This window comes from Pontibacter sp. H249 (assembly GCF_037892465.1).
Classification (GTDB): domain Bacteria; phylum Bacteroidota; class Bacteroidia; order Cytophagales; family Hymenobacteraceae; genus Pontibacter.
Genome location: NZ_JBBKTR010000002.1, coordinates 480251 through 504711, shown reverse-complemented (window position 1 = coordinate 504711; position 24461 = coordinate 480251). Strand labels below are relative to the sequence as shown.

Sequence of the window (24461 nt, the reverse complement as noted above, 5' to 3'; positions counted from 1 at the left end):
CGTAGGTTGTTATGGTCAATTTATAACCTGGCTGCTGCGGTAGATCTTAGGCGATACTCCCACTTGAGTGCGGAAGAAGCGGTTAAAATTGGCAGTGTCGGAGAAATTAAGGCTGTAGGCAATCTCAGCAACGGTTTTAGAAGTATACAGCAGCTGCCGCTTTGCTTCTAGTAACAGGCGGTTTTTAATCAACGTTGAGGCCGTAGCTCCAAAGTAGCGTTGGGTAATGCTGTTGAGGTTTGCTGGTGTTGTATGCAAAAGTTCAGCATATTCCTGTACCTGGTGCTTTTGCTGGTAATGCTGCTCCAGTAGCTTCCGGAAAGTATAAACGGTGTGGTTGCCCTCAGTGTCGGCGTGGGTGCTGTGCTGCTGAGCATAAAGGCGGTGCAGGCTAATCAACAGCTGGTAAAGCAAAGCACGCAACATGTGTGGGCTATCGTTTTGCAGCCCTTTAAACTCCTGCACAATGGCTTTTATACTTTGCAGGTACTGCCGGAAATCTGCTGCAGGGGCAAGTATACCAGATGGTTTGCCTGCATTGTTAAAGAACTGGAAGCGGCTCAGGAAAAGCGGGTCGTTGAAAAAGGTGGTGATAAAGCCTTCCTCAAAAAACAAAGTATAACCAGATACTTCGCCTTCTGCATGCCACTGCCGAACCTGCCCCGGCGAGGTAAACACAATACACCCCGGCTCCAAAGTGTAAGCCACACTATCCAGGTTAAAAGTGCCGCTGCCGCGCTCCAGGAACATGATGTCGTAAAACGAAAGCACGTGCGGCGTGTCCGAAAGTATAAAGTTCTGGAGCGACTCCATCCGCCCCACATCCAGCAGCAGCTCCGGCCCATACTTGTTCCGCAGAAAGTCGAAGTGCAGGATGTTTTGCTTGGGCATGGTTTTATACTTTAAACAGCATTAGCAAATATAGTATAAAAGCAAAAGCCCGCTACCAAGGCAGCGGGCTTTAGTGTATGTATAAAAAACGTTTTCTCTAATAGGCTGTTTTAAAACTGAAATTCCAACAATGCTATGTAATAAACAATGTTAATCACCATAGCTTATACTTTTAACGATGCTATCAGCATCTAAATAGAAAGTCAGGTTATCAGATGCAAGGGGAGGAGCCTGGTATATAAATACTTGTCCCTCTTTCTGCGCTCCATTTTTCCAATCTACTGGAGCAATTACAGACTTTGGAGGACCCATAATAAGGATGAGTTCATCTTTGGTCATACCAACTTTTACTCGCTGTATTTTCTCTCTATTAGCTTTTCCTTCTCTCGCCTCTGGGCTAAGCCAAAATGTATAAGTAGTGAATAATATAAATAAAACTATAATTACCGTGGATACAAGTAAAAGTTTTCTGGTAAAGGGGGGCATTTATTTAATGTTTAATTTATCTATCAATAACTCTTTCTACAAGTCAATAATTAAGTTCAATATCCTTGCTCTATCTTTAGTGGTTAAGTCAGAGAGTGCATCAGGCACTACAAAATTCACATTTTAACACCTTGATAGTACATCAGTAATTTTTATAGCTATAGCTTTAAATATTTATTGCTTTAAAAAAACAATTTTCTCATCCCCTAACTGAAGTACCAAACGCTTGCCATTATAGCTCAAGATTCTGTAGGCATCAGTTTTTGCCGGTACATAAATTTTTGAGGCAGGTTCTAAATACACATTAATAGTTGCTGCCTTGCCTAAAAGCTTAACAAATGGTATTGTCGCACTATAGTAACCTACTGCTCCAATATCTAAGATGCTTATATGTTGATTTGGATAAAGAATAAAGTTCCCTTGACCAGTGGCATCAGCAATTGTAGTGATAACAGGACTACCCGTATCATTTTTTGCTGTTACATATGCATGGCCAAATGGTTTTTTTGTAGCTTTTTCAAAAACATTAACAGTTACTGCAGCAGTTGTAGCCGGATACTTTTCATCTGCAAATTCTATAGTGTATCTCGAAGAGTCGTTGGCTGCGACTTCATGGTAGGTTAAGAACAAGCTATCTTTCTTAACAGCAAATTTACCGCTACCTAACAACTGTGTCATGCCATTGTCTTCAACAAAAGTAAAGCTAGAACCTACAAACACTAAAGTGGTGGTAGCACCTGAATGTGACAGCATAGCACTATATTTGCCAGACAGCTTATGTTGGCCATGTGCCGCGCTGACTAAAAAGGTTAGTACTGTAAGTAATATTATTTTCCACATAAATTATATCTATTTAGCATCCAGAAAGCTGACCTTTGGGTGTCTGAGCTTGGCCAGAGGCATCTTTCCCACTTATTTCTATTAGTATAGTATTTGAGATTCTATTTCTATCACTCCAAGATAAGTTTTTAAAGGCACTCGTGCCTTCTAAACCTCCCCATGCGAGATCTTGATAAAATTGAGCTGAAAGATTATAGTTGTTTAACTGTCCATATTCTTGTAGGGCTAGAGCAATATCATTAACAAAACTTCTAACCATTTCATCATGTTGTATCGAATTTAAATCTGACCTTTTTTGAGAATTCCAATCTTGTACTAACTGAGCATAGGTTTAGTTAAAACTAAGAGGGTCAGTACTAAAATACGCTACTAAATAAGCATGGACAGACTCATGAAGTATCGTTCTCACAACAGATATATCGCTAGAATTAATAAATTCGTTTGAATCAAAGGTTGTGGTTACTATTCCGTTCAAGCGGTCATAATTGGAGTTAGTAAATGCATTAGTATATTGATTATTAATAACTCCATTCTTTACCTCACAATTGTAACCTGGCGTACTACCTGCAAATTTAATTATAATCTGCCCGACACCCTGCGTCAGATTTTTAATATCACTCATGATTGGTTGCATGCATGGCGCTAAATTGGAGTCATTGATTAAGGCAACAAAGGTCTCAGTCGGTGTTGGCTCTGGCTGTGAGCCAGAATTACCGCCACCGCTACCTTCATCCCAGTAGTGACTTTCATCGGTGTCGGAGCCTCCAGAACTGCCCTCATCTCAACTGCCCCAGCAATAACTCTCACTCTCTGTATAGCAATACCGATTTTCTGGGTTTGAAGCAGCATATGCACAGACTTGCCACGTCCTAGTCTGGCACCATACTGAATTGGTTGCTGTGCCACTAAGTTTCTCCTGCTCTGTCTGGGCTTTACCAGAAGGCGAAAGAGGAGATACCTAACTGACTTTATCTTTACTTATCTCAAACCTTTTTAACAGGTTTCCTTGCCAGTCTTCCACTAAGACGGTTCCGGAGAATTTTTTATCTTTTTCTACAGAGTATAAATGCTCGGAGTCTGGCATTCTGGTTACAACTTCTATTCGAATTGAATCGGCTGCATCTTTGTACAGCAGCATGAAGACTTTGCCAGTCAAGGGTTCATATCTTCCATTGTCTAACTTGTAAGCTACTTGATTTAAAAGATCAAGTGGTACTACTACCACCCGACCGTTAGGTAATTGCTTGTAATAAGCCCTGTTCCATTCTGGTGATTTAGGCGATCTGCTTCGCTCTTGTTGTCGGTTTTCTTAGTTAACTGTTGTATGCTGGCTGGGAATAGCTGATTCAAAGTATAGCCTTGCCTCATGAACAGATAGGCCCTGCTCACTGTAATTTGGTTTTATAAATTCGCTTTCCTTCTCACAGGAAAGGAGTGCTACCACCATCAGTACTGACAGTAATTTAAAATAAACTTGTTTCATAATAAGGTTTAGGTTGGATATAGTTAAATTTCATATGCTGGCAAATCTGAAAAAAAGAAAGATTGCATTTAAAGTAACATCTAGAAGCGTAGCAATTCTTCTACAATAGTGCATAAAATAAAGCTTTGAGCAGGATTAAATGTAGTACCAAAAAAGCCTAAGGTAACGTCGCTTACACTAAAGTGTTAATTTTAAAAAAGCAAAAAGCCCGCTACTAGGGTAGCGGGCTTTCGTATAAGTATAAAACCTCTTTTCTCTTAGAAGTTCGGAGACAGCAGGTATTTGCTGTAGAAGTCGTCGATTACCTTCACGGCTTCAGTTGCATCATCCACGATATGCACCAGGTTCAGGTCTTCCGGGCTGATGTTGCTTTCTTCTTTCAGCATCACGTCTTCCACCCACTTAAACAGGCCTTCCCAGTAAGAACGGCCTACAAGCACGATCGGGAAAGCTCCGATTTTCTTGGTTTGGATTAGGGTAATAGCTTCAAACAATTCATCAAGCGTACCAAATCCGCCAGGCAATACAACAAAGCCCTGCGCATACTTCACAAACATTACTTTGCGCACAAAGAAGTAATCAAAGTTGATTAGCTTATCAGAGTCGATGTAAATGTTGTTGAACTGCTCGAACGGCAGGTGGATGTTGAGTCCCACAGATTTACCGCCCTCAGAGTGAGCACCTTTGTTGCCGGCTTCCATAATACCCGGGCCACCGCCTGTAATTACGCCGTAGCCATGGCGCACTAGTTTTGCAGCGATCTCTTCGGCCATTACATAGTATTTGTGCGTATTTTTAGTACGCGCCGAGCCGAAGATAGAAACGCAAGGGCCAATTTTAGCCAGCTTCTCAAATCCCTCCACAAACTCCGACATTACTTTAAATATCTGCCAAGAGTCCGCAATTTTAATCTCGTTCCAGTCTTTGTCTACAAAGGCCTGGCGAATTTTTCTGTCTTCCGGTGAGGCTGGTGGTGCCGTTACCTGACCGCTTTCGCGCAAATCTGTTACCGATCTTGCTTTATTTTCGTTTACATCCGGCTTTAGGATAGTTTGCCCGCTGCCAGTGTTAAGCTCCTGGTCCTGGAGCTTGGTTTTGCTTGTCTTTCTAAGCTTTGTCATAATTTTTTCGTCATCTTCATCGCAGAGGCGCGTTAGCCCCTGGGCGCCTTTTTCTCCGGCGCACATCATCTCAGTTAAAATAAAAATTTAAGGGTGTTTTGCATCAAGTGAGGAAGCACTGCAAATCAACCAAAGGTGTAAATCTGTTTATTTGGAGCGGATCGCAATTACAGGATCCAGATTAGATGCCATAACTGCCGGAATAATACCGGAAAGCATTCCTATCACCGCCGATACGCCAAGCCCAAGTATAATGTTACCCACCGATAGCGTTACCTTCATCATATCCTGGGGTATGAGCGTGAGCAGGAACACCAGCAAAATGCCTATGCCTCCGCCAATTAAGCTCAGGAATACCGACTCGAACAAGAACTGGAAAAGTATAAAATAGTTTTTAGCTCCCAGTGATTTTTGTATCCCGATGACGTTGGTGCGCTCTTTTACAGACACAAACATGATGTTGGCAATACCAAAGCCGCCAACAAGTATGGCAAAGCCACCAATTACCCAGCCGGCCAAACCAACCACCTGAAAGAATCCTCCGATCGCTTGAGTGGCCATTTCAGGGCGGTTAAGTGCAAAGTTATCTTCATCGCGGGGGCGCAGGCCTCTTATATTGCGCATCAGGCCACGAATCTCATACTCCAGTTCCAGCAGCCCGGTATCCTCTTCGCGCCCTTTTACGGCAATCGTAGAGCCAATTCCATCAGGGCCCACATCAAACATTTTGGCAAAGGCACCATACGGAACAATACCCATCTGATCGAAATTGGGCATCCCAAACATACTTTCGCCCTGCTTCTCCATTACCCCGATCACTACAAGCTTCTGTCCTTTAACTTTTACTACCTGGCCTAGTGGCTCTGTGTATGGGAAAAGGGCTTCGGCCATTTCATGGCCAATAATTACTACATTTCGGGCTGCGTCTACCTCTTGCGGTACAAAGTAACGCCCTTTTTCAACTGGTATCTCAGAAACTTTGTTATATTCAAAGGTAACGCCGATCAGGCCTGCATCTGAGAAGCTATTGCTGCCTTGCTTAAATGTATTGTTGCCCTTGTCTGCAAAAATAGCAGTGCCGGCATCGTTCGTCAGGTTACGCTCCATTAGCCTGAACTCGCGCATATTGGGCTCTGGTCGCTGAAAATATTTCCACCAGGGATAGTTGCCCCCAAAAGACCACGGCCACTTCTGCACATAAATTACCTTATCGCCAATAAAGCTCATGCTGTCGCGCACATTCTTCTCCAGCGAGTCTACCAGCGTAAATACTGAGATAATAGCAAAAATGCCGATAGTTACGCCTAGCAAAGAAAGGATAGTGCGTAGCAGGTTAGCCCGTAGGGCTTGCCAGGCAAATCGAAAGCTTTCAGCAACTAGGCGCAGGTATATCATAGTATTTTAGGTAGTAAGATCAGGTAATATGCAAGTAATTTTCTTAAAAGTAAGAATAATTCGGCCAAACTAAGTAAATTTGCGGCTCAATTTTTTGTTTTTTGATGGCGTGGGGCCATATGAACCCTTACAGGTATTTTGCCTGTTCTACCACCAGAAATTTACCTAAAAGTTTAATACCGTAATATTAAATTTATGAAATTATCAGAATTTAAGTTTGACCTCCCTGAAAGCCTGATGGCTACGCACCCAACCGAAAACCGCGATGAGTCGCGCATGATGGTAGTGCACCGCGATACAGGTAAGATTGAGCACCGCATCTTTAAAGACATACTAGAGTACTTTGATGATGGCGATGTGATGGTGGTAAACGACACAAAAGTTTTCCCGGCGCGCCTTTATGGCAACAAAGAAAAAACTGGTGCCAAGATTGAGGTTTTCCTGCTACGCGAGCTTAACAAAGACATTCACCTATGGGATGTACTAGTAGATCCGGCGCGTAAGATACGTGTAGGCAACAAGTTATACTTTGGTGAAAGTGATCTGGTAGCCGAAGTAATTGATAATACAACATCTCGTGGCCGTACGATCAAATTCTTGTTCGATGGCACAGACGAGGAATTTTACAAAACGATCAACGACTTAGGTGAAACGCCGCTGCCAAAGTATATTAAGCGTGAGGCTGAGCCTGAAGACAGAGAACGTTATCAAACAGTTTATGCTAAAAACGTAGGTGCTGTAGCCGCTCCAACGGCTGGTTTGCACTTTACAAAAGAGGTAATGAAGCGCCTGGAGATTAAAGGCGTGGAAATGGCTCCGATAACACTACACGTAGGTTTGGGTACTTTCCGTCCTGTTGATGTGGAAGACCTAACCAAGCATAAAATGGACTCTGAGAACTTCTCGGTACCAGCTGCTACTGCTGAGTTGGTAAACAAAGCACTGGACAACAAAAAGCGTGTATGTGCGATTGGTACCACTAGTATGCGTGCGTTAGAATCTTCAGTATCAGCGAATAGCCGACTGAAGCCAAACGAAGGCTGGACAGACCGTTTCATCTTCCCTCCATACGATTTTAAAATCGCAAACGCATTGGTAACAAACTTCCATATGCCAGAAAGCACGCTGTTGATGATGGCTGCTGCCTTTGGCGGTTATGACTTGGTAATGAAAGCTTATGAAGAGGCTGTGAAAGAGAAATACCGCTTCTTTAGCTACGGCGATGTGATGCTTATCATATAAAGTATACTTTGCTTAAAAATACAGATGCCCCAGCCACTACGGTTGGGGCATTTTTTTATAGTTTAGGCTACGGATGCCATAATCTTGCAGTAGGTGCTAGTATTGTAAACTTGATGCTCTTTTAAAACTATGAACGGACCAGATCCTAATTTAACTTTTCCGCTGCCCCACCATAATAAAATGGTGTTTCTTAAAAATATCATCCAGAACCCTAACATAATAGTTGGCGACTACACCTATTACGACGACCTGGATGATCCTTATAATTTTGAGAAAAATGTGCTCTATCACTTTGATTTCATTGGTGATAAACTCCTGATTGGTAAGTTTTGTGCGATAGCCTCTGGCGTAAAGTTTATCATGAACGGAGGCAACCACGAAACAAAGCCAGTGTCGAGTTACCCGTTCTCGATCTTCGGTAATGGCTGGGAGCGTATTGCTGATAGTGTTGCATATCCTATAAAAGGAAACACTGTTGTTGAAAATGATGTGTGGATAGGAACGGATGCAGTGATTATGCCTGGCGTGCGAATTGGAAATGGTGCTGTGGTAGCTGCGAAAGCAGTAGTAACGAAAGACGTGCCTGATTATGCTATTGTAGCAGGCAACCCAGCGGTGATAATTAAAGAGCGTTTCTCTGAAGAGCAGGTGCAACAACTGCTAAGTATAGCATGGTGGAATTGGGATGTGGAAAAGATCACCCGCCATCTGCACCTGATTCATTCTGCAGACATTGAGGCACTGGCAAATTGTGTATAAATGCTTCCATGCATTAACTTCTATACTTTGTAACTTTGCAGCATGGCACAAACACTTGAATACGCAATTATAGTGGCTGGCGGTAGCGGTACTCGCATGCAACATGATTTACCTAAGCAGTTTATAGAGGTAGCTGGTAAACCAATCCTGATGCACACAATTGAGCGTTTCAGTAAGTATAACCCTGCGGTAAGGCTAATTGTGGTGCTGCCACAGGAGCAGCTGGTTACATGGCGTGAGCTGTGCCGTAAGTATAACTTCAAGCTGTTTCATATGACAGTGGCCGGCGGCGCTACACGTTTCGGTTCTGTTAAAAATGGTTTGGACGCTGTTATGGGAGATGGGTTGGTAGCAGTGCATGATGGCGTACGGCCTTTTGTAGAAGTAGAAACTATTAAAGCTGCTTTTGATGCCGCATCAAAGTATGGCAGTGCCGTAGTAGCCGTATCACCCAAAGACTCTATCCGGGAGCTGACGCAGGAGGGAAGCCGTGCCGTGCCACGTACAAAGTATAAATTAGTGCAAACACCGCAGGTTTTTCAGACAAGTATACTTCGCAAAGCCTACGAGCAACCCGAGCAGGAGCACTTTACCGACGATGCCTCTGTTGTGGAAAGTATAGGCCAGCAAATAACTTTGGTAGATGGCAGTTACCGTAACATCAAAATCACTACACCCGAGGATCTTATTCTGGCTGAAGCTTTTGCAACTGGTGGGTAAGGGGCTTAAATAATTAATGCAAACTACCGGCAGTACCGGTTTTGGTTATTACTTGAGGGCCAGCCTCCAGGAATGTCTGGTTTTCCTGTACTACCTCTTCGGAAATAGGTTCAAGTATGGGTTCAGGTTTAGACAAGTTTAAAAGGTAACCCTGAAGCGGCAGCAGATTAACTAAGTCGTGGGTAATGCAAAGTATGGTTTTACCCTTTGTTACAGCCCAATCCTGCAGCAGGCTAAATACTTTGTTTTTATAGTATACATCTAGTTGCTGTGTTGGCTCATCTAAAAGTATAATCTCGGCATCCTGCAGCATCAACTGAGCCAGCCATACCAGTTGCTGTTCACCTCCGGAGAGGGTAGTAAAATCGTGGTCAATTAAGTGGGTAAGTTGTAGCTGCTTCAGCACCTGTTCGGCCTGTGCATAATCTGCAGCATCGTAGTTTTCGAAAAAACGCTTCTTCCGGAACAGTCCCATCACTACCAGGTCGTGCACTTTTATCGGAAAGTTGATAACATTTTTCTGGGGCAGGTAGGAAAGTATACCTTTTTCGGCGGCGTTGGAAAGGTGCTTTAGGTCGTGGCCTTTTACTAGCAACTGCCCCTGGTACTCTACCTTCTGCTGAAATGTTTTAAAGAAAGTTGTTTTACCGGCGCCATTATGGCCTATAATGGCGATAAAACCGGGAGAGGGTATAGAAAAAGAAAGGTTGCGGATCAGGACCCGTTGGCCATAACCCGCAACCAGATTTTTTACTTCGATGATCAAGTTTTACTTAATTATGAATTCTGAATTCTAAATTATAAATTCTGAATTCTAAATTATAAACAGTTGCCAGAGCATCCATCCATAACTATTAATTCATCATTAATAACTAATCTTAGTACTCGTCTTCGTTAAACATGAAATCCTCTTTTGTAGGATAATCTGGCCAGATCTCTTCGATGTTCTCGTAAGGCTGTCCGTCATCTTCCAGGGCTTGTAGATTTTCTACAACTTCCATTGGGGCACCTGAGCGGATTGAAAAGTCGATCAACTCATCTTTAGTTGCTGGCCAGGGTGCATCTTCCAGGTATGAAGCTAATTCAAGTGTCCAGTACATAGTATTTTCTCCTTTAACTTATTGGCTGTTTTGAATGGATTGCAAAAGTATAAATAAATATATAAACTAAAATTTTTTGTGAAAAAAAGTTTGCTTTTTTGTCTGTTTTTAACAACACAACGCAAATGATTAGCAAATGTTCAAAAATGAGCAATTATTTTTCGCTGGGCTGTAACAATGAATGTACTTTAAATAAGTGTACAAAAAAAGTGCCTGCTGCAGCTGCAGCAGGCACTTTTTTAAAAATGTATATTTTTTAAAATGCTATTTGCTGATGGCGCTAAGCTGGCCTTGGAACATCTCGATCAGTTCCTGTTTTGTGTTGATCTTGCGGTTAAAGTTGCGGATCTTTCCTTTCAGCATGTTGCGGAATGAATCGTTACCTGGTGCATCACTTAATTTGCCTAAGTTATCTTCAAGCAGACTCAGCTCATTCTTATCAGACTTGATAAAGTCTTTTAATGCGTTGATGCGGGCCTGTAAACCGTCAGTTTCAGTAAATGTATCGTTGCTGGCTTGCTGGCGCTTACGGATGTAGTGCTCCAGGCTGCTCATTTCAAATACTCTGTCGCAGGCTTTGATAAAGCGTTCCCAAATCATGTCAGATACGCTAGGATGCACTGGGCCGGCCTTCTTCCACTCTGCCTGCAGCTCTTTAGCTCTTCTAACAGCATCATTTAGGCTGTTTTGCTGTAGCAGCCTTTCAGCCTCTATGGCAAGCTCTTTTTTACGCTCAAAGTTAACCTCGTAAAACTTCTCTCTCGATTCGTTCTTTTCGTTGTTTATCTTTTGCTTCAGGCGGTCAAAGAAATGGTTGTGCGCCTTACGGAACTCCGTCCAGAGGTTAGTGGTGGTTTTGCGCGGCAGGTTGCCACCAACTTCTTTCCACTGGTTCTGGAGTTGTTTTAGCTTGGCTGTAGTTGCCTCCCAATCTTCCGAGTTCTGCAGGGCCACAGATTGTCTGATAAGGTCTCTGTACCGCTCGTAGGTGCGGTTAAGCATGCGTTTCTTATCCTCAAAGTAATTTTTCTTACGCTCAAAAAACTTATCAATAGCGTTTCTGAAGCGTTCTTCTATCTCGTCGGTTAGTTCTTTTTCTACAGGACCTGTTTTAATCCAGGTGCTGCGCAGTTCTTTCAGCTTTTCGGTGGCTTCTTTCCACTCTATGCTGTTGCTGTGTGCTTCTGCTTCCTGTATCAGGGCAATTTTGGTTGAAAGGTTCTTCTCGCGATTCTGCTTAATAGTTTCATTAATATCTTCCTCAGCTTTGGTTAGCGTGTGGTAGATTTGTTCAAAATCGCCGAGGGCATCGTAGTTTCCTACTTGCTCTTTCATGTGCAGCACCTTCATTAAAAAGGAGCCTTTGTTTTCGGAGGTTGCGATACGCTCCAGCAGGTTGTTCACCTTGCCCTGAAACATCTCGAAACGCTTAGCGAAGTATACCAGCGAGTCGTCTTCCGACTCTTTTACCTCTCCCACTTGCCTGGCAGGGTAGTTCATAAAGGGCTTTAACCACACTTGCTGGTCTTGAATAAAGCCATAATTTTTGGCTTCTTCCAATAGGTTGTTGTTTTCCATGTTACTGGACTAGGTTATGGATCGAAAATTAGGGTAAGGCGTTAATTTTAAACTAACTGTAGCATACGCAGCTAAGCACTCATCGTTTGCTTTATTTGTTAAGCAGCTACAGAAATGAAGCTCGATAAGTACAGAGTTGGTGCTAAAATAAGTTTGGACACACTTTACCCATACAGTTTTTTACAAGTTTAACTATTTCAAATCAATTTTGTGAAGCAAAAACACATGAATTTTTGCGATATTTGTGATTCAGTACGAAATATTTACGCAATGTATGGCTATGGATGCCCATGTTCGTAAAAGTACATTTGTCTGTAGCAATAAAATAAGCGAATAATTATAAAGCTAACGTATGAGTAACGAAACCATTATTTTCTCGATGGCTGGGGTAAGCAAAATTTACCCGCCTCAGAAACAAGTGCTTAAAAATATTTACCTGTCCTTTTTCTATGGTGCCAAGATTGGCGTACTGGGCCTTAATGGCTCGGGTAAATCAAGCTTGCTAAAAATAATTGCCGGCGTTGATAAGCAGATACAAGGCGAAGTAGTTTGGAGCCCGGGGTATAGTGTTGGCTACCTGGAGCAGGAGCCCCAGCTGGACCCGACCAAAACTGTGCGCGAGGTAGTAGAAGAAGGCGTAGCTGAAGTGGTGGCTTTGTTGAAGGAGTTTGACGAGATCAACATGAAGTTTGCCGAGGAGATGACCGACGATGAGATGAACAAACTTATCGAGCGCCAGGGTGTAGTGCAGGAAAAACTGGACCACCATAATGCCTGGGAACTGGACAACCGCCTGGAGCGTGCCATGGACGCGCTGCGTACTCCTCCGGAAGATGCCATTATCGGAAACCTTTCAGGTGGTGAGAAGCGCCGCGTGGCCCTGTGCCGCCTGTTACTGCAGGAGCCAGATGTTCTACTGTTGGATGAGCCTACCAACCACCTCGACGCTGAGTCGGTGGACTGGCTGGAGCAGCACCTGCAGCAGTATAAAGGTACTGTAATCGCTGTAACCCACGACCGTTACTTCCTTGATAACGTGGCTGGCTGGATTCTAGAACTGGACCGTGGCGAGGGTATTCCTTGGAAAGGCAACTACAGCAGCTGGTTAGAGCAGAAAGCTGACCGACTGGCTAAAGAAGAGAAGACTGAAAGCAAACGCCAGAAAACACTACAGCGCGAGTTGGAGTGGGTGCGTATGGCCCCGAAAGCCCGTCATGCTAAGTCTAAAGCGCGTATCAGCCAGTATGATAAGCTTGCCAGTGAGGATGCTTCTAAGAAGGAAGAAAAACTGGAGCTATTTATACCGGACGGCCCGCGTTTGGGTAGCCAGGTAGTAGAAGTAAACCACGTTAGCAAGGCTTACGGTGATAAGCTGCTGTTCGAAGATCTTAACTTTGCCCTGCCGCAAGGTGGCATTGTAGGTATCATTGGTCCGAACGGTGCCGGTAAAACAACCTTGTTTAAGCTGATAACAGGACAGGAAAAACCGGATGCCGGTGATTTTGAAGTAGGTTCTACTGTACAGATCTCCTATGTAGACCAGGAACACGTTCAGCTGGATGGAAGCAAATCTGTATTTGAGGTAATATCTGGCGGAACAGAGCACATGATGATGGCCGGACGCCAGGTAAACTCACGTGCCTATGTAAGTAAATTTAACTTCTCGGGCGGTGATCAGGAGAAGAAAGTAGATAAGCTATCTGGTGGTGAGCGTAACCGTGTGCACCTGGCCATGACGCTGAAAGAAGGCGGTAACTTACTTTTACTCGATGAGCCGACCAACGACTTGGATGTGAACGCCATCCGTGCACTAGAGGATGCTTTGGAGAACTTTGCAGGTTGCGCCGTAATTATTTCTCACGACCGTTGGTTCCTGGATCGTATCTGTACGCATATCCTTGCTTTTGAAGGTGATTCTCAGGTATACTGGTTTGAAGGTAACTACACAGATTACGAAGAAAACAAGAAGAAGCGCATGGGTAACATCGAGCCGAAGCGTATTCGTTACAAGAAGCTTGCATAAACTAATCCAATAGTTTAATCAATTAAAAAAGGCCACTGCAATTTCTGCAGTGGCCTTTTTTAATATCCTTATATCATTTGCTTTTTTAAAGTTGATATAACATGTGTTAATGCCAGACTGTTAAATAATATTATACTTATATAGAAGGTAAACAGGAAATCATTATAACAATAGATGCTTATTAGAATATTATTGTATAATATCAATATAACTCAATTTAAATTTTAGCGTATATTATTAATATTAAAGCTTTTATGGCTTTAGGATAATATAATGTATAATTAAACAATTTAGAGTTATGAAAAAAGTCTACCCTACCAGCAGTGAAACATTAGCTTACTGGATTATTGCAGGCTGGCTAGCGGCTGTAAGCGTGGTTGCCGCAATTGCTGTTCAGTAATTAATTTAGTGTATTATAGCTTCGCAGCAAGACCTGCTGCGAAGCTATAATTAAAGTTTGGCTGAAGTGTTAGTTTTCACTTTCACAAACTCTAGTTCATCAAAGTGGAAATCAGGGTTATTTGAATCTAAACGCATCTCAGCTATACTTCCATCCTCACCTGTAAGAAAGCGCACTTTTGTTGGGTGTAACAGGGCAAATTTGTTCTTCCAGTCCAGGTTAAAAATCTCGTGTTGCCAAAAATCTAATGTTCCGCCTAATGCAGGCGCCGGTACTAATTGCAATTCTAATTTGCCGTTTTTGAGGGTTATTGTGGCATCGCCATAAACCTGACTACGGTAGGTACCTACATATTCGTTTAGGTTTCGGGTTGCCTTAGCAGATTTCTTCTTTTCCTTCGACTTCTTCTCTTCTGACTGCTTTTTTGCCTGTGCCATTGCATCTAAGTTAAAACGGCTCCAGTCGCGGCTGTTTTCAATCTCTAGAAACTGATCTATAGTATAATTGGCCAACGGAGACATGATGCTGCTCATACTGTTGGTTAGTATTACAACTCCTAGATTTTCTTCGGGTACAAGCACTGTGCGGCTATTCATGCCTTCGTGGCCGCCACCGTGGTAAATTAGTTTGCGACCTTGGTAATCACTGACAAACCAGCCTAATCCTGCCGCCGCAAAATGAGTAGATGGGGTAATTTCTTCGGCTCTTTTAGAAATAGGCATTGGGTTGTGTGCGGCCCACATGTTACGGCTTGAGTTCTCACTGAAGATACGTTTGCCGTTATACATGCCCCTGTTCAACTGCAGGCGCATCCACTGTGCCTGTTGGTTTACGCTGGTAAAGATACCGGCAGCTGGGTTCCAATTATCCCATGCAACCTGTGTGGTAGCGTATGGATTTCCGTTTTCATCAAAGCCATGCGGAGAGGCTACATTGCTAACACCTTTTAACTCGTTCACCGAAGTATAAGTGCGGCTCATGCCCAGTGGCTGCAGAAATGTCTCCTTAATATAGTTTTCCCATGTTTTGCCGGTAACATTCTCTACTACCTGGCCGGCTGTAATAAACATCAGGTTAGAATAGCCATAGCCATCACGGAAGCCATACGTCGGCTTAAGATAGCGCATACGGTGTATAATTTCTTCGCGGCTGTAGGTAGTATTATACCAGAGCAGGTCACCGCTGAAGGTTTTAAGGCCAACTCTGTGGCTCAGTAAATCTTCTATAGTTAAGTTTTCAGTAACAAAAGGATCGTAAAGTTGTAGATTCGGCACGTACTTTTTAACCTTATCTTTCCAGTTTATCTTGCCGGCATCAACAAGTGTGGCAAGTGCAGCAGCAGTATAAGCCTTAGAGTTAGAGGCAATGCCAAAAACTGAGTTTGCATCTACAGTACCACCCTTTTTATTATCAAGCACGCCATAGCCTTTTGCAAAGATTACAGAGTCGCCTTTTACAATGGCAATGGCCATACCCGGTACATTCCAATCTTTAAGTGCTTTTTGGTAATAAGTATCCAATTTGTTTAGATCTACTTTGGTTTGAGCCTGTGCCTGTGGCAGCACATATATGGCGCAAAGCAGCAACAGTAACGTTAACCTAAAAAGGCTTTTAGGGGCTAGTATCATTCGTTAAAAATGTTGTGAGTTAGATGCGGCAAGTTACTCATTTTTAAAGAAGTGGGAAAAGTGGTCGTAGTAATAAGTTATTATACCTTTATAGCAAACCGAGTAAGCATCTGCCACATTACCGAATTTATAGGCGTCATGCGTAATCAATTGGTGTTCAGTAATCTAATTGAAAGAGTGTCGTAGCAGAATTAGGTGAAGCTGGTAAGTATAAAACTGTTTTGTTTGTTCGAAAGAGGCTGATTGTAAAGTAGCGTAGCCTTCACTTGTAGGTAGAATTTTAAAAACGGAAGATTAGGATATCCGCAACTACTTACCAAAAGCTAAAATTTTAATTTTCGTGATCCTCTCTGAGTTTGTGGCTGCCAGATTCATACTCTCTCTTCTCCATCTCCAAGCGATGTAACTCCTCCAGCGATAACGTGGACTTAAGTGTGCCTAGGTTCGGCTGACCTGCATCTACCCAAGCGGTATACCAAAAACTTGCGGTCATTTTAATAGCTAATCTCATCTGCCGCTCTACTTGCCCCTTTAGCCTGTTGCTGTAAGCCTGCGAAAAAGCACGCGAGTATACCCGGGTAGTAAGATTATTCCGGGCTTCGAAGCTGTACTTCTTTTCCTCGTCAAACTCCTGTGTTAGCTGCCGTTCAAAGTATAAAACTGAGTCGAGGGCGATGTGTGCGCTTGCTACAATATCCCATGCTTTTAGCTGTGGTTGTTCAATATATTGTGCCTGTCCTACAAAAAAGTCATAGTTATTAGAAAACAGTTCCGGCAACCGCGACTCCCAAAAGCCATGAATACCACGCTGCCCAGTTAGCTGCCCATTGTAATTTTGTGTAGTGTGCAGTGGTACGCAGGCATCTGCTACGTAGTGTCCTAACTCTGTGCTCAGTCGTAGAATTTTGTCTACGTTTCGCTCTTTAAAAGCATTTGTTAACTGGTATTTCATAGAGTTGATGTGCCAGGGCACTATACCATAAGCCTGAAGCGTATCTTCAGTATACTTTTCGACGGCCTGTTGCCAAAAGCGTGGCATTTTGTACAAGGCGCTGTCTCCGTAAACATCTAAATCTATGTAATGGCGAGGGGCTTCGTAATTAACAGCATAGCGGCGCTTGTCAGGGTTTACCGTATTTTCGGTAATGTATCGGATGTGCTTTTTGTAGAAGCCTACCATCTCCGGTGGCAAGGCAAAAACTGCCAATCGATTTATGCGTTGGTGCGCGTAAAAGCCCCAGCCGTTGCTTTGTATTGGCAGCAGTATGACAAGGAGTAGAAGTATAAATTTAGCATTGTTAGCCATACTGCTGCTTACGTAACTTCCATAGATCTTGATAAGGCTAACGTATACTTTGGAGTGACTCTTGTATCGGAGTTTTGCTCAAAAATCTGGCAGGTAAGGCTGATTTAGATGTCTGATATTGATGACAACAAGATTTTTGTGGGACGCTATACTAGGGTAGAAGGGGCACTAGTTTAAAAGGACTTTGACTGAAGCCACATTTTGGCTGCTTCTTCATCGACAAATGCCTTTACTTCTAATTTATATTTCAGGCTTGGATAAAATGAATCGAAAGAACGTTGTCCATAAATTCCTGGAGACAGCGCATGAGCATAATAACGTAGGCCCAGTTCTTTAGCCTGAGGTGTCCATTTATTAGATAACCAGTTTACCGCGACTTCCCAAGGTCCTATTAATTCCCGGTTGCTGTTCAGCATTCCCTGGCAAGGTTTTTCCCGTAGCATCGCCAACACATGATTGCCTCCCATAACTATTGTTTCAAGTGATTGTATTCCAATCCAATTAACAACAATATATGCATTATCAGAGGCTCTTCGCGCTTCGAAGAAAACGTCTCCGTTTGCCTTCTTGAGTTTACTGCTACTTATACTGCCTATCAATAGTGATACCTTGCTTTCAACTTCATCAAATTACTGAGCTTATGGTTAGGGAACACATAAAGGCTCCTGCTTATTGTTTGTACGGTGTTTTCTATAAAAAGCTTTTAATAGCTGCAATGGTTGCCTCCGGAGCACTTAGATTCGGGCAATGTCCTGTAGCCTCCAGCAAAATCAGCTCACTGCCGGCTATGTTTTGGTTGGTGTACTCTCCTACAGATAAAGGCGCAATGGCATCTTCAGAGCACTGCAGGATTAGGGTAGGTGTTTTTACCTGAGGTAATTCTTTTCTGTTATCTGTTAAGAAAGTGATGCGTGCAAAATCTGCGGCTATCTCTAAGTTACTTTTACAGAAACTGCCAGCTAGTTCCTGCCCTAGCTCAGGGCGATCCTGATTACCCATAATTACTGGGGCAATATTATTAGACCACCCAAGGTAATCACTGTCTAAAGAGTTAAGCAGGCCTTCAATATCTTCCCTGTTGAAGCCACCAACATAATCACCATCGTTTATAAAGCTTGGTGAGGGGCAAACTAAAACCAGCTTTGAAAAGATAGAAGGCTCTTTAATAGCAGCTAATACCCCTATCATGGCACTAACTGAATGGCCTACAAAAACAACATCCTGCAGGTCCAGTTCCTTACATATCTCCAGTACATCAGTTGCATAACCGTGTAAAGAAGCGTAACGCTCTTTTTTATAGCTGGAAGTATCAGAGTCTCCAAATCCTATATGGTCAAAAAGAACAACCTTATAATCGTTTACAAAAGCAGGAGTGATAAAGCGCCACATATTCTGATCGCAGCCGTAGCCATGAGCAAACAGCATTGTCTTTTCTCCTGCTCCGATAACCTTTACATTGTTTCTTTTTACTGCGTTCATAGTTGATTGAAATGGAGTGAATACTGAAGTTAGTTAAACACAAATCGAATGATTATGAGTAAAGTTACGCACGATAATTGGGACTTGTAGACTTAAACTACAATATGTATTTTAATAAATGGCTCATTTTCTGTTATTTCTGTTGATAAGCTATTAAGGTAGCTACAAGCTGCATTTCGGGTCTTGCCCCGTGACTTGAATGAGAGAAAGTATAAATAGCAGAGCAATAATGCCAATGAGCTTGAAATTAGGTTAAACTTAGATGATAAGAGGTGCAGGATTTTATTCTTAGGTATTACTACTATTTTCCATATCAATGCCAGCCTTTATCCTAGAGCTTAATACAGGAGATTTTATATTTAACTAGCTGACAGACATGGTGCTTTTGCAAATTCCTATAAGTTTTATAACAGTTAGTAGAACAAACTGAGGTAACATATTGCATTGGTAAAGCAAAGTGGTAACTAATTGAAACGTATCGGCAAAGCCAAATTAAGAAGAGGAGTTATCAAAATCTGATACTGTTACCGATCAAATATTTTATCAATTTTAGTTTTTTGTATTAAAACATTACAAGCTATCTATACAATATATAAGTAGATTTATAGCTATTATTTGAAATAATCGTATAATATCTTTAATAGTAGCAAGAACTACACGTAACGCAAACTTTTGCTTAGCCGCTGCCTCACCCATAACCTGCACCAGTTTTAAGGATTTGACCTCAAAGAGCGATTATGGTTAATAAAAATTATATAATTCTTGCATATAATAATCCATGTCAATTAACTCGCCTTGTAAAAAAACTAGATGATGGTTTTTCTGCCTTTTATATACATGTTGATAAAAGGTTAGACATCAGTCAGTATGAAAGTCTAAAACAGTCTAGTAATGTAATCCTCATAAAAGATAGGCTATCTTGTATTTGGGGAGACTTTTCGTTGGTAGGTGCTATACTAAATTGTATGCAGAGATTATTGCAGACAACAAATGTAACTACACAATCCTTTTAAGCGAAAAATGTTATCCTATAGTTGATAATGATGCACTCAATAACTACTTGAAGAAGAACTACCAATATGAGCATATCGATATATTTCCTGTAGCAGAAGTATGGAAAAATTGGAGAGCAAGAGTTTATAACTATAAAATAAACTTGAGTAGCAAAAAGGGAGACTATATGGTACTCCCTTATATTTTTGGGAGTAGCATTAAAAGTGCATTAAAAAAAATAGGTGCGTTGGCAATAAAATCATGTCAAAGGAAGAATTTTAGGATAGTGCTGGAGGTGAGGAAGATTTTCAAAAAGCGGGAGCCAAGTCTGATAGCACACTATGGTGGCAGTTTATGGTGGGGGCTCACCTATAATACATTACGGCAAGTTGTAGAGTTTACCCATAACAATAACAGGTATGTTACATTTCATCAGGATACCTTAGTGCCTGATGAAATATTTTTTCACAGTATTATAAAGCACCTGGCGTTAACTGACAAAAAGATAAAGGTCAAACCTTCTTTGACATATGTAACTTGGTCAAGCAAACAAGAACCTCATCCTATCACCTTTACTAGTAATAACTTAGAAGAGCTCATTAGTCAAAGAGCTAACAACAAGATGTTTGCAAGAAAGTTTGACGCAGAATACTGTGAGGAAATTCTAGATTTGTTAGATAACAACATTATGCACAATAGCAGTCCTAATCCTCTGAGGAATCAAGTACTTGTTGAGCAAAAACCTGCTTAGGAGAAGTGTAAAGCTGTAAACCAGAACAGCCTGCCACAAGAATTGTAGCAGGCTGTTCTGGTTTATTTAAAGTATAAAACTATCGCTTCTTAGCCAGCGATGGGAATCTCATCTTATAATCTGCGTCAACCTCACCTTTCGAGATTTTGGCTAGTTTATTTTTGATCAGGCGCTTCTTTAAACCGTTCAGGTGGTCCGTGAAAAGTATGCCTTCAATGTGGTCGTATTCGTGCTGGATAACGCGGGCTGTCATGCCATCATACGTATCTTCGTGCTCGTTCCACTCCTCATCAAAGTAACGGATAACGATGCGCTCTGGGCGGTAAACTACCTCACGTACACCTGGTATGCTCAGGCAGCCTTCTTCAAAGCCCCACTCTTCACCATCTTCCTCAATAATCTCCGGGTTGATAAAGGCTTTCTTCACACCCTTGCCTTCGTCTTTCTCATCCATCATCGGTTCAGAATCGATAACAAAAAGGCGGATGCTCTTGCTAATTTGGGGAGCTGCCAAGCCAACACCATGTGCATAGTACATCGTGTCAAACATATCCTGGATCAACTCCTGCAGGTTTGGGTAGTCCTGCGGAATGTCTTGTGCTTCTTCTTTTAAAACTGGATCGCCGTAAGCGGTGATTGGGTAAATCATATGGTTCTGCTATCTAAATACGACTGTAAAATTATGGCCGCACTAATGCGGTCTACGGTACCTTTGTCCTGGCGGTCTTTCTTTTTCATGCCTCCGGCCAGCATTGCCTGCTGAGCCATTTTAGAGGTAAAGCGTTCATCTACCAGATGTACCGGAATGCTAGGAAATTGCTTCTGTAACTGCCTATGGAAACCTACTACATGTTGCGTTGCCTGTGTATCTTCGCCAGACAGGCGCTTTGGCATGCCCAGCACAAAAGCCTCCACAGGCTCGCGCTGCACATAATCCTTCAAGTAAGTTAACACATCTTTGGCATGAACGGTTTCTAATGGGTTCGCGATTATCTGCAGCACATCGGTTGCAGCCAGTCCCACACGTTTAGTTCCGTAATCTATTGCCAGTATCCTGCCCATAAGTATAAATTGCACTGCAAAGGTAAGAATTTTAACTGATGCCTGTGTATACTTGGTGTGAGAAGGTATAAAAGTGTAAATCCTTAATTTAAATCATTTTATATAAAATATTGTTGCAGTTATAACTAGTGTGCGAGCATGGGTATTTGCAACCTTCGCAATTTTCTGCTTGTATAGATGAATAGCCCCACACAGGAATTTATTAAATTGTAGCACTTGCTGGCGCAGGAGACCTTAAGCCAGCTACACCTAAAAGTATACTATGGAAAATATGGAGAATGGAAAGGAGAGAGGTAAAGTCAGCAATTCGCCATTTCAGGTAAAGCTGCCACTATTTATTGCATTGGCACTGGCAGTGGGCGTACTAATTGGTGCTACAACTTTTTCACCATCAACAAATAACCCGCAGGCAACAGCCAAAAGCTATCTTAAATACCGGGATATTCTCAGTTACATAGACCGCGACTATGTAGACACGGTTGATATAGAGGAGCTTTCTGACTATGCTATTAACAAGATGCTTGAGAAGCTGGATCCGCACACTTCTTATATTCCGGCTGATGAGCTAGCCATGGCCCGCTCCTACCTGGAAGGCGACTTTGAAGGTATCGGCGTGGAGTTTAATATCATTAAAGACACTATCTATGTTATCTCTCCATTAAGTGGCGGTCCATCGGAGGCAGCTGGTATACTGGCCGGCGATAAGATCATCAAAGTAGACGGAGAGACAGTAGCAGGTATAGGCATAAATAACGAGGGTGTGTTTAAGCGGCTGCGCGGTCCTAAGGGATCTAAGGTAAAGCTTGATGTTCAGCGTAAAGGATCTAACAAACTGCTTAGCTTTACCATTAACCGTAATAAAATACCCACTTACTCAGTAGATGTAAGCTACATGGTGGATAACCATGTGGGCTATATTAAAGTAAGCCGTTTTTCAGCTACTACTTACGAGGAATTTAGTAAAGCTCTAACAGCGCTTCGCCAGAAAGGGATGCAGCAACTTATACTTGATCTGCGCGGCAACCCCGGCGGTTATATGGATCATGCCATACGTATGGCTGACGAGTTTATTGCCGGCGAAAAAATGATCGTGTACACAGATGGGAAAGGTGAGAAGTATGACTCTCAGACGTTTGCAAGAACCAAAGGCGATTTTGAAAATGGTCCTGTTATCGTGCTCTTGGACGAAGGCAGTGCTTCTGCCTCTGAGATTGTGGCCGGTGCCTTACAAGACAACGATCGTGCTTTAATTGTGGGCCGGCGTTCATTTGGTAAAGGTTTGGTGCAGATGCCGATTCCGCTGAACGATGGTTCTGAGCTTCGCCTGACAATTTCACGCTACTATACACCAAGTGGCCGCTCTATACAAAAACCTTATAACGGTAAACCAGAAGAGTATCAGCAGGACATGCTGCACCGCTACGAAAACGGAGAGTATTTCCACCCAGACAGCAGCTTGTTTGTAGACTCATTAAAGTATAAAACGGCCAAAGGTCGTGCTGTATATGGCGGCGGCGGCATAATGCCGGATGTGTTTGTACCACGCGATACCATGGCTCTTACCCAGTACCTAAGTGAGCTGTATAATAACAACATTATCAGAGAGTATACTTTAAACTATTACCGAGATAATCGCAAAGCCTTAGAAAAGATGACCTTCGATAAGTTTAACAAAAACTTTATGGTTACCGATAAAATGCTGCAAGAGGTGGTGCAGATGGCCAATAAAGCCGGAGTAAAGTATAACGGACCAGAGTATGGCCGTTCTAAAGAATTGATCCGTAATAACCTGAAAGCATTTATTGCACGAAGCGTATACGGCAACAAAGGCTTTTTTCCGGTGCTGCATGAGCAGGACGAGGAGTTTCAGCAGGCTCTGAAGCACTTTAACCATGCACAGCGCTTGGCAAAAGGCGGTGCGTAGGACAAAGTATAAGTATAGTTTCTTAAATTGCCTTATAGCTACCTAAAACAGAACCAGAACTAATAAGCATCCAAAGCATGGCATTCTATTATAAGCTGGGAGAAATCCCGCATAAAAGACATACGCAGTTTCGGCAGCCTGATGGCACGCTTTACGCAGAGCAGCTGGTGGGCACATTAGGGTTTAGTGGCGTTTCGTCGTTGCTATACCATATTAACCCGCCTACACAAATGAGCCGTATAGGCGAGCCTAAACCCTTTGCTCCTAAAAAAGCCGAAGGCATTAAGCTACAACCACACCACCTGCGCACGTTAAATGTAGAATCCACCGGCACCGATTACTTGAACGCCCGCAAAACCATGCTCTTTAACAGCGATGTGGCGATTAGCATCTGCAACCCATCGGAGCGTGAAATGGATTACTACTACAAAAATGGCCAAGCCGATGAAGTTGTGTTCGTGCATGACGGCACCGGTGACCTGCTTACCCAGATGGGGCGCATTCCGTTTAGGCCCGGCGACTACCTTGTAATTCCGCGCACGGTTATCCATAAGTTTAGATTTGATGAGGGGCAGGTAAGGCTGTTGGTGATAGAATCATTTAGCCCGATTGAAACGCCACGACGTTACCGTAACCATTTTGGGCAGTTGTTGGAGCACTCGCCGTTTTGCGAGCGAGACATGAGACCGCCTGTAGAGCTTATCACTGAGACTCAAAAAGGTGAGCACTTGGTACAAGTAAAAAAAGAAGGCGAACTGCACCAGTTCTACTACGATTTCAGCCCGTTTGATGCCGTTGGCTGGGATGGATATTTTTACCCTTACGCTTTCTCTATTTATGATTTTGAGCCGATTACCGGCCGCATACACCAGCCACCTCCGGTACACCAAACGTTTGAGGCGCACAACTTCGTGATCTGTTCTTTTGTGCCACGCCTATTTGATTATCACCCTGAGTCTATACCTGCGCCATATAACCACTCCAACGTAGACTCTGACGAGGTTTTATACTACGTAGAAGGCGATTTTATGAGTCGTAAGGGTGTAGACAGGGCGTCGTTTACTGTACACCCAGGAGGTATACCGCATGGCCCGCATCCAGGCACGGTTGAGGCAAGTATAGGTAAAAAAGAAACGCACGAGTATGCTGTTATGATTGATACCTTTAAGCCATTATACTTAACCGAAGATGCTGTGGCTTATATGGATGAAAACTACCCGATGAGCTGGAACGAGAAAGGAAACGGTACTGTGCGAAAAGGCGATATGTTTGATTAATAC

23 protein-coding genes and 1 pseudogene are annotated in these 24461 nt (G+C 42.7%); 7 read left to right on the top strand and 17 right to left on the bottom strand.

The annotated features are described in order from the left end of the window. Nucleotides 1–15: 15 nt before the first annotated feature. The 8 genes from WG943_RS04615 to WG943_RS04580 form a co-directional block, all read right to left on the bottom strand. Nucleotides 16–891 (bottom strand): AraC family transcriptional regulator, encoded by an 876-nt coding sequence (locus tag WG943_RS04615; RefSeq protein ID WP_340407068.1) that lies wholly within the window; start codon nucleotides 889–891, stop codon nucleotides 16–18. Between the two features lie 150 nt (nucleotides 892–1041). Further along, entirely contained in the window at nucleotides 1042–1230 is a 189-nt protein-coding gene (locus WG943_RS04610; protein WP_340407066.1) for a hypothetical protein, read from the bottom strand. A 321-nt stretch (nucleotides 1231–1551) separates the two neighbouring features. After that, nucleotides 1552–2217: a hypothetical protein gene (locus WG943_RS04605; RefSeq protein WP_340407064.1), complete on the bottom strand. Its 666-nt coding sequence runs from the start codon at nucleotides 2215–2217 to the stop codon at nucleotides 1552–1554. A 13-nt stretch (nucleotides 2218–2230) separates the two neighbouring features. Next, nucleotides 2231–2476, bottom strand: a complete 246-nt coding sequence (locus WG943_RS04600; protein WP_340407062.1) for a hypothetical protein — start codon at nucleotides 2474–2476, stop codon at nucleotides 2231–2233. A gap of 72 nt (nucleotides 2477–2548) precedes the next feature. Next, nucleotides 2549–2839 carry a hypothetical protein gene (locus WG943_RS04595; protein WP_340407060.1) on the bottom strand — a complete coding sequence of 97 codons (291 nt, stop codon included), beginning with the start codon at nucleotides 2837–2839 and terminating at the stop codon, nucleotides 2549–2551. Between the two features lie 687 nt (nucleotides 2840–3526). After that, nucleotides 3527–3700, bottom strand: a complete 174-nt coding sequence (locus WG943_RS04590; protein ID WP_340407059.1) for a hypothetical protein — start codon at nucleotides 3698–3700, stop codon at nucleotides 3527–3529. 257 nt (nucleotides 3701–3957) lie between these two features. Beyond that, complete coding sequence (locus WG943_RS04585) at nucleotides 3958–4821, bottom strand: LOG family protein (protein ID WP_340407127.1); 864 nt, start codon at nucleotides 4819–4821, stop codon at nucleotides 3958–3960. 147 nt (nucleotides 4822–4968) lie between these two features. Beyond that, nucleotides 4969–6216, bottom strand: coding sequence for an ABC transporter permease (locus WG943_RS04580; RefSeq protein ID WP_340407057.1), 1248 nt, complete (start codon nucleotides 6214–6216; stop codon nucleotides 4969–4971). 195 nt (nucleotides 6217–6411) lie between these two features. Here WG943_RS04580 and queA point away from each other — a divergent pair, with 195 nt between their 5' ends. From queA to WG943_RS04565, 3 genes are all read left to right on the top strand, one after another. Continuing rightward, nucleotides 6412–7458 (top strand): tRNA preQ1(34) S-adenosylmethionine ribosyltransferase-isomerase QueA, encoded by a 1047-nt coding sequence (gene queA / locus WG943_RS04575; RefSeq protein ID WP_340407055.1) that lies wholly within the window; start codon nucleotides 6412–6414, stop codon nucleotides 7456–7458. 129 nt (nucleotides 7459–7587) lie between these two features. Beyond that, entirely contained in the window at nucleotides 7588–8217 is a 630-nt protein-coding gene (locus WG943_RS04570; RefSeq protein WP_340407054.1) for a CatB-related O-acetyltransferase, read from the top strand. A 42-nt stretch (nucleotides 8218–8259) separates the two neighbouring features. Then, nucleotides 8260–8937 carry a 2-C-methyl-D-erythritol 4-phosphate cytidylyltransferase gene (locus WG943_RS04565; RefSeq protein WP_340407052.1) on the top strand — a complete coding sequence of 226 codons (678 nt, stop codon included), beginning with the start codon at nucleotides 8260–8262 and terminating at the stop codon, nucleotides 8935–8937. A 13-nt stretch (nucleotides 8938–8950) separates the two neighbouring features. Here the strand turns inward: WG943_RS04565 and WG943_RS04560 are convergent, their stop codons facing one another. The 3 genes from WG943_RS04560 to WG943_RS04550 all read right to left on the bottom strand — a co-directional run bounded on the left by WG943_RS04560 (nucleotide 8951) and on the right by WG943_RS04550 (nucleotide 11615). Further along, nucleotides 8951–9703 carry an ABC transporter ATP-binding protein gene (locus WG943_RS04560; protein ID WP_340407050.1) on the bottom strand — a complete coding sequence of 251 codons (753 nt, stop codon included), beginning with the start codon at nucleotides 9701–9703 and terminating at the stop codon, nucleotides 8951–8953. A gap of 112 nt (nucleotides 9704–9815) precedes the next feature. Then, the gene (locus tag WG943_RS04555) at nucleotides 9816–10037 is read right to left on the bottom strand and encodes a DUF2795 domain-containing protein (protein ID WP_025608825.1); all 222 of its coding nucleotides are present in this window, start codon (nucleotides 10035–10037) and stop codon (nucleotides 9816–9818) included. A 264-nt stretch (nucleotides 10038–10301) separates the two neighbouring features. Beyond that, nucleotides 10302–11615, bottom strand: a complete 1314-nt coding sequence (locus WG943_RS04550; protein ID WP_340407044.1) for a DUF349 domain-containing protein — start codon at nucleotides 11613–11615, stop codon at nucleotides 10302–10304. A gap of 352 nt (nucleotides 11616–11967) precedes the next feature. Between WG943_RS04550 and ettA the strand changes: the two genes are divergently transcribed. Further along, nucleotides 11968–13638 carry an energy-dependent translational throttle protein EttA gene (gene ettA, locus WG943_RS04545; protein ID WP_340407042.1) on the top strand — a complete coding sequence of 557 codons (1671 nt, stop codon included), beginning with the start codon at nucleotides 11968–11970 and terminating at the stop codon, nucleotides 13636–13638. A 450-nt stretch (nucleotides 13639–14088) separates the two neighbouring features. Here ettA and WG943_RS04540 read toward each other — a convergent pair whose 3' ends face one another. The 4 genes from WG943_RS04540 to WG943_RS04525 all read right to left on the bottom strand — a co-directional run bounded on the left by WG943_RS04540 (nucleotide 14089) and on the right by WG943_RS04525 (nucleotide 18451). Then, nucleotides 14089–15666 carry a serine hydrolase gene (locus tag WG943_RS04540; RefSeq protein ID WP_340407040.1) on the bottom strand — a complete coding sequence of 526 codons (1578 nt, stop codon included), beginning with the start codon at nucleotides 15664–15666 and terminating at the stop codon, nucleotides 14089–14091. Nucleotides 15667–15997: 331 nt separating this feature from the next. After that, the gene (locus WG943_RS04535) at nucleotides 15998–16972 is read right to left on the bottom strand and encodes a zinc dependent phospholipase C family protein (protein WP_340407039.1); all 975 of its coding nucleotides are present in this window, start codon (nucleotides 16970–16972) and stop codon (nucleotides 15998–16000) included. Nucleotides 16973–17145: 173 nt separating this feature from the next. Further along, nucleotides 17146–17439, bottom strand: coding sequence for a hypothetical protein (locus WG943_RS04530; RefSeq protein WP_340407037.1), 294 nt, complete (start codon nucleotides 17437–17439; stop codon nucleotides 17146–17148). Nucleotides 17440–17662: 223 nt separating this feature from the next. Continuing rightward, entirely contained in the window at nucleotides 17663–18451 is a 789-nt protein-coding gene (locus tag WG943_RS04525; RefSeq protein WP_340407036.1) for an alpha/beta fold hydrolase, read from the bottom strand. A gap of 737 nt (nucleotides 18452–19188) precedes the next feature. On the opposite strand from WG943_RS04525, the pseudogene WG943_RS04520 reads away from it, so the two are divergent. Next, nucleotides 19189–20195: pseudogene (locus WG943_RS04520) on the top strand (beta-1,6-N-acetylglucosaminyltransferase). A 79-nt stretch (nucleotides 20196–20274) separates the two neighbouring features. Here the strand turns inward: WG943_RS04520 and def are convergent. Both def and ruvX read right to left on the bottom strand, forming a co-directional pair. Beyond that, nucleotides 20275–20844 carry a peptide deformylase gene (gene def / locus WG943_RS04515; protein WP_340407033.1) on the bottom strand — a complete coding sequence of 190 codons (570 nt, stop codon included), beginning with the start codon at nucleotides 20842–20844 and terminating at the stop codon, nucleotides 20275–20277. Beyond that, nucleotides 20841–21257 carry a Holliday junction resolvase RuvX gene (gene ruvX, locus WG943_RS04510; RefSeq protein WP_340407031.1) on the bottom strand — a complete coding sequence of 139 codons (417 nt, stop codon included), beginning with the start codon at nucleotides 21255–21257 and terminating at the stop codon, nucleotides 20841–20843. The genes def and ruvX overlap by 4 nt, the downstream gene beginning before the upstream one ends. Nucleotides 21258–21519: 262 nt before the next feature. Here ruvX and WG943_RS04505 point away from each other — a divergent pair, with 262 nt between their 5' ends. Continuing rightward, nucleotides 21520–23181, top strand: coding sequence for a S41 family peptidase (locus WG943_RS04505; RefSeq protein ID WP_340407029.1), 1662 nt, complete (start codon nucleotides 21520–21522; stop codon nucleotides 23179–23181). 77 nt (nucleotides 23182–23258) lie between these two features. After that, nucleotides 23259–24458 carry a homogentisate 1,2-dioxygenase gene (locus WG943_RS04500; RefSeq protein ID WP_340407028.1) on the top strand — a complete coding sequence of 400 codons (1200 nt, stop codon included), beginning with the start codon at nucleotides 23259–23261 and terminating at the stop codon, nucleotides 24456–24458. Nucleotides 24459–24461 lie beyond the last annotated feature (3 nt).